General features: G+C 71.3%; 6 protein-coding genes. 2 read left to right on the forward strand and 4 right to left on the reverse strand.

Translation table 11 applies throughout. The features are described 5' to 3' along the window. Positions 1–48: 48 nt before the first annotated feature. On the reverse strand, positions 49–348 hold the full coding sequence (locus STRIP9103_RS44290; RefSeq protein ID WP_009343095.1) for a universal stress protein: 300 nt from the start codon (positions 346–348) through the stop codon (positions 49–51). 499 nt (positions 349–847) lie between these two features. On the opposite strand from STRIP9103_RS44290, the gene STRIP9103_RS44295 reads away from it, so the two are divergent. Then, a complete protein-coding gene (locus tag STRIP9103_RS44295; RefSeq protein ID WP_009343081.1) occupies positions 848–1,312 on the forward strand; it encodes a Crp/Fnr family transcriptional regulator in 465 nt (154 codons plus the stop codon). Between the two features lie 173 nt (positions 1,313–1,485). On the opposite strand, the gene STRIP9103_RS44300 is transcribed toward STRIP9103_RS44295, so the two are convergent. Both STRIP9103_RS44300 and STRIP9103_RS50485 read right to left on the reverse strand, forming a co-directional pair. Further along, on the reverse strand, positions 1,486–2,004 hold the full coding sequence (locus tag STRIP9103_RS44300; protein ID WP_009343092.1) for a C40 family peptidase: 519 nt from the start codon (positions 2,002–2,004) through the stop codon (positions 1,486–1,488). A 213-nt stretch (positions 2,005–2,217) separates the two neighbouring features. After that, positions 2,218–2,697: a hypothetical protein gene (locus STRIP9103_RS50485; protein WP_009343085.1), complete on the reverse strand. Its 480-nt coding sequence runs from the start codon at positions 2,695–2,697 to the stop codon at positions 2,218–2,220. Between the two features lie 210 nt (positions 2,698–2,907). Here STRIP9103_RS50485 and STRIP9103_RS44310 point away from each other — a divergent pair, with 210 nt between their 5' ends. Next, complete coding sequence (locus STRIP9103_RS44310) at positions 2,908–3,240, forward strand: STAS domain-containing protein (protein ID WP_048822294.1); 333 nt, start codon at positions 2,908–2,910, stop codon at positions 3,238–3,240. A gap of 223 nt (positions 3,241–3,463) precedes the next feature. On the opposite strand, the gene STRIP9103_RS44315 is transcribed toward STRIP9103_RS44310, so the two are convergent. Continuing rightward, positions 3,464–4,369, reverse strand: coding sequence for a universal stress protein (locus tag STRIP9103_RS44315; RefSeq protein WP_048822296.1), 906 nt, complete (start codon positions 4,367–4,369; stop codon positions 3,464–3,466). Between the last annotated feature and the right edge of the window lie 37 nt (positions 4,370–4,406).

Here is a 4,406-nt window from a genome sequence, read left to right on the forward strand (position 1 = left end):
TGCGTGCACTGCCTCGGACATTCGTTCCCGGAGTGCCCCCAGATGTGGTCAGTCGTGCGGGACGACGGCCACGGGGCAGCCGACGTGGTGCAGCACAGCGTGGGTGACGGGGCCGATGTGGTCGCCCAGACTGGTGTTCCGCTTCCGGCGGCCCACGACCAGGGAGGCCCCGCTCGACGCGCGCACGACTTCGGCGGTGACCCGGCCCTCCGCCACGGTCTCGACGACAGGGACCTCGGGGAACTTCTCGCACCACGGGCGCAGCGTCGCGACCACGGTGCGTTCCTGTGCGGCGAGGACATCCGGTCCGGGCGGTGGGTGCGGTCGGCCGTCCTCCGTGTGCCACACGGCCCCATCGGGGGCCCATCGGTCCTGGCCTGACGGCCACCCCTGTTCGGCTGCGGACCGTCGACGGACTGCCGACCCTTCGCTCAATGAGGCACGGCGGTCTTGTCGGGCCGACGAGGCGTCTCGGTCGTCCGTGTCATCGGTGACCGGCCTTGGGCGCGGCGACGCCGTGCCCGCACCACAAGCGCGTCGAGCACGGTGCTCACCACGAAGGTGATCACCACGGAGGCCGCCAGAAGGACCGCGGACAGCCTCCAGAACGCTGGAGTCAATGACGTACCCACGCTGTTCACCCTCGTCCCGCTGCGGGGAAGTCCCCCGTCCTCGGGGAAGCCCCCCATCCTCAGCGAACACCGCACGCGCCTTCGACACAGGACGCCGAAGGGCTTTCATCGGGTGCTGAGTGGCCCGGCTTGAGGGCCCAGTGGCCCATGGCCCGGGGCACGAGGCGGGAACACACTGGAGTCGTAGGTCCCTACGCCCTTTCTGGAGGCACGTCATGAACGCTCCTCTCACGGCCACCATGCTGCGGGCGCTGCCCGCCGAGCACCGGGACCGGCTCATGCAGCTCCCCCGCGAGGTTTCGTTCGCCCAAGGGACGCGGATCTTCGAGGAGGGCGGACACGCCGACCGCTTCTGGATCATCCGTACCGGCACGATCGAACTCGACATGCACGTGCCGGGTCGTAAGGCAGCCGTCATCGAGTCCCTCGGACGCGACGAACTGGTCGGCTGGTCGTGGCTGTTCGCCCCGCACTCCTGGCACATGGGTGCCGAGGCCGTGACCCCGGTGCGGGCGTACGAGTTCGATGCCGCCGCCGTCCGCTCGATGTGCCAGGACGACCCCGACCTGGGACAGGCGGTCGCGATGTGGGTGGGTGACGTGCTCGCCCACCGGCTGCGCTCGGCCCGTACCCGGTTGCTGGACCTGTACGCCCCGTACGGCAGCGGCAACCTCCGGTGATCCAGTCATGAACCCGAGACAACCAGTGAGGCGTCATGGACGGCGTCCCTCACATCGTGAGCGACGTGATGACCCAGACGGTCGTCGCTTCCCCCGTCGTCGACACCTGAGCTCCCCGCCCTGTCCCGAAACACCCCGTGCCGCACAGTGGCTGTCGGTGACACTCACGTGCGTCAGGTTGACGCCGCCCCGCCCCCTAATCTGGCGGCCTGCATGCGTCTCGCGGCGGTGACCGCATCGCCCTCCGCCGTCCAGTCCTTCGGCCGGCATCCCTGGAAGACGCGCTCGACCGGCGCCCACCCGACATGGCTGGGCGCGTCCCAGGCGGGAGGGCCCGCGAGGTTCTCCATCACCGGATACGGGTCGATCCGGACGCGGTCCCAGGCGTGGATGACCAGGCCGTCGCCGACACACAGCCCCACATGTCCCCGGTTCTGCCGCCGGCCGAGCATCTCGCCGCGGCAGTCGTAGAAGACGAACGAGCCCACCGGGGGCTCCCCAGTGTTGTCCTTCACCCGGTAGAGCTCGGCGGATTCGCCGGCGTAGTCGCCGCCGGAGATCTCCACCCGGTTGGGGCGTTCGTAGGCGTCCTCGACGAAGGCCAGGCATCGGGAGGTGTAGGCGGTCGATCCCAGATGTCCCCGCGCCCAGGCGATGGCGTTCTCCGTGCGGACGTGCCAGTCGTACTCCACGGGCTCCCCATTGGTCAGTCGGATGAGTGGTCTCGGAGACCAGTGCGGCACGACCGGCCCGCACGACTGGTTTTCATGAGCCCACCTCGTCGGTCCGGTCGCCGGAGAGACCGTCCGCCGGCGTTGCCGATTCCCAGTCCTTGACCGGTCGGACGTCCGGGCGTGCTGCTGCCCGCCGAGTCCGCTCGCCCTCGGGGCCGTAGCCGAAGCGGATCAGCAACTGCGGATGGCACCGCCTTGTCCCAGGGGCGCGCATCGTCTCCCGGAGGTCCGGCCACTCCATCGAGCCGGTCCACAGCAAGGCACCGGAATTCCGTACGGGCTCGATACGGGCTCGATCCGGGCGGGGTGATCCAGGCCCGGCTCTCTGCCGTGCGCGCCCTCGATCCGGGCGGCGGCGGCTATTTCGGCGGCGGCTATTTCGGCGACGGTCGGCTCCGGCATCGGGCGGCCGGTGAAGGGCAGTCGGCTGGTGCGGCGCCGGGCGCCGGCCGCGTCGAGCGCGCGACAGTCCCGAGGGGCGTCGGCGGTTGCGGTCACCTGCACGGTGGCCCAGGTGGGCGGCGGCGACACGGAGATTGAAGACTGCGGGGCGCCGGCCGACAGGTGCAGGGCGCGCAGGTCGGGGTCGGCGAGCTGCAGGGCCCGGCTGCGGTCGGCGTGGACCTCGATGGACCGGGTGGCCGGGTGCATGCCGAAGCGCCAGGGCTGAGTGTGGTGGATCGTGGGGGTGCCCCGCGGATGGCCGGGAAGAAGCAGCGGACCGGCGGCAAGCTGCGAACGCCGGAGGTTCCGGCCGGTTCGCAGGTATGAACCGCCGGTATGGGGTAGCCGGTAGGAGATGCCCCTTCCAGGCATCCTCGGCCCTCGCCGTGGGGCAATGACACTGTGCCGGAGCCGACCATGGCCCTGTTGATCTACGACCTCGACGGCCACCGGATCGTGGAGGTGAACGAGGTCGTCGATATCGCCAATGCCGACCAGTTCGCGGGCGAACTCGCCACCCTGATCAGGGAGAGCCCCGAACGGACGGTCATCGTGGACCTCGGCTGCCCGCTCCTGACCACGGCCGGCGTCATCTTCCTCGAACGCGCGCACGCGGTGGCGGCGCGATGCGGCCGGGTTCTGCGGGTCACGGCAGGCCACCGCATCAGCCGCAAGGTGCTCCGCATCACCGGAGCCGATCACCTGCTCGACGTGCACCCCGATCTCCTGACCGCGCTGGACGCCACCTGACCACCCCGTCGCGCTCCGCCCCTGTGGGCCACGGGCCGGGACGCTCGGCCCGCAGCCAGGGACAGGCGGCCCTCGCCGGCTCCTCGGCGACGGAGGCGGGTGCAGGGCACACGGGGAGCCGCGCCCACCCCGGTGGCTCCCCGAACGAGTGAGGAGCCGCGATGCGGACCCGGGAGATCGCCACCACCGCGCTGGAGACGATGCCGGCCGCAGCGGTGGCGGGTCAGTCGTGGGGAACGACCGCGACAGGTGCGGCGGAGTGGTGGAGCACCGCGTTGGTCACCGGGCCGATGTGCGGGCCGAGCAAGGCATGGCGACTCTTACGGCCGACGACGACCAGCGAGGCGTTTCGGGAGGCGTCGGCCAGATGCGAGCCCGCCTGGCCGACCACGGCTTCGTCGGCCACCTCGACGTCGGGGAACTTCTCCCGCCACGGGCGCAGTGTGTCGATCAGCATCACTCGTAGCAGCTCGGGCGGTTCGCTCCCGGGCCGCTCCTCCGGGGCGCCTGCGACGTCGACCGGGTATGCGGGCCGACTACAGCCGTGGACGACGCGCAAGTCGGCGCCGCGGCGAGACGCGGCGCCGAAGGCGAACCCGAGGACGGCGTCGTGGGGGTTGTTCAGATCGAGGCCGAGTACGATCTCGCGGTATGGCGCGGTCTCGGAGGCATCCGCACCGTGCTGGGCCGTGACGCCGGCGCTGGGGCGTACCAGGACCACCGGCCGCTCCACCCGGGCCACCACGGCCGAGGACACGGAGCCGAGCAGGAAGCCGGCCGCCGGCCCCAGTCCCCGCGATCCGAGCACCAGCAGCTCGCCCTCCTCGGCGGCGGCCCGCAGCACCCTCGCGGGCTGCCCGTCGACCTGCTCGGCGGTAATCCGCAGGCCTGGATGACGGTGCCTGAGGGCTGCGGCGACCTCGCGCAACATACGCGCGGAGAGGTCGGCGCCTGGCGCCGGTACGGCCTCCCCAGCGAACGGCACGTAGGCGTGCGGCTGCTGCTCACCGGCGTGCACCACTCGCAGTACGGCCGCACGGAGCACGGCTTCACGGGCAGCCCAATCGGCCGCGGCAAGGCTCTCGGGGGAGCCGTCGACGGCGACGGTGACGGTGACGGTATGGGACATCGGTGGGCCTCCTTCAGGGCGTGGTCCCACTCTTGTG

This window comes from Streptomyces ipomoeae 91-03, from assembly GCF_000317595.1.
In the GTDB taxonomy this organism is placed as follows: domain Bacteria; phylum Actinomycetota; class Actinomycetes; order Streptomycetales; family Streptomycetaceae; genus Streptomyces; species Streptomyces ipomoeae.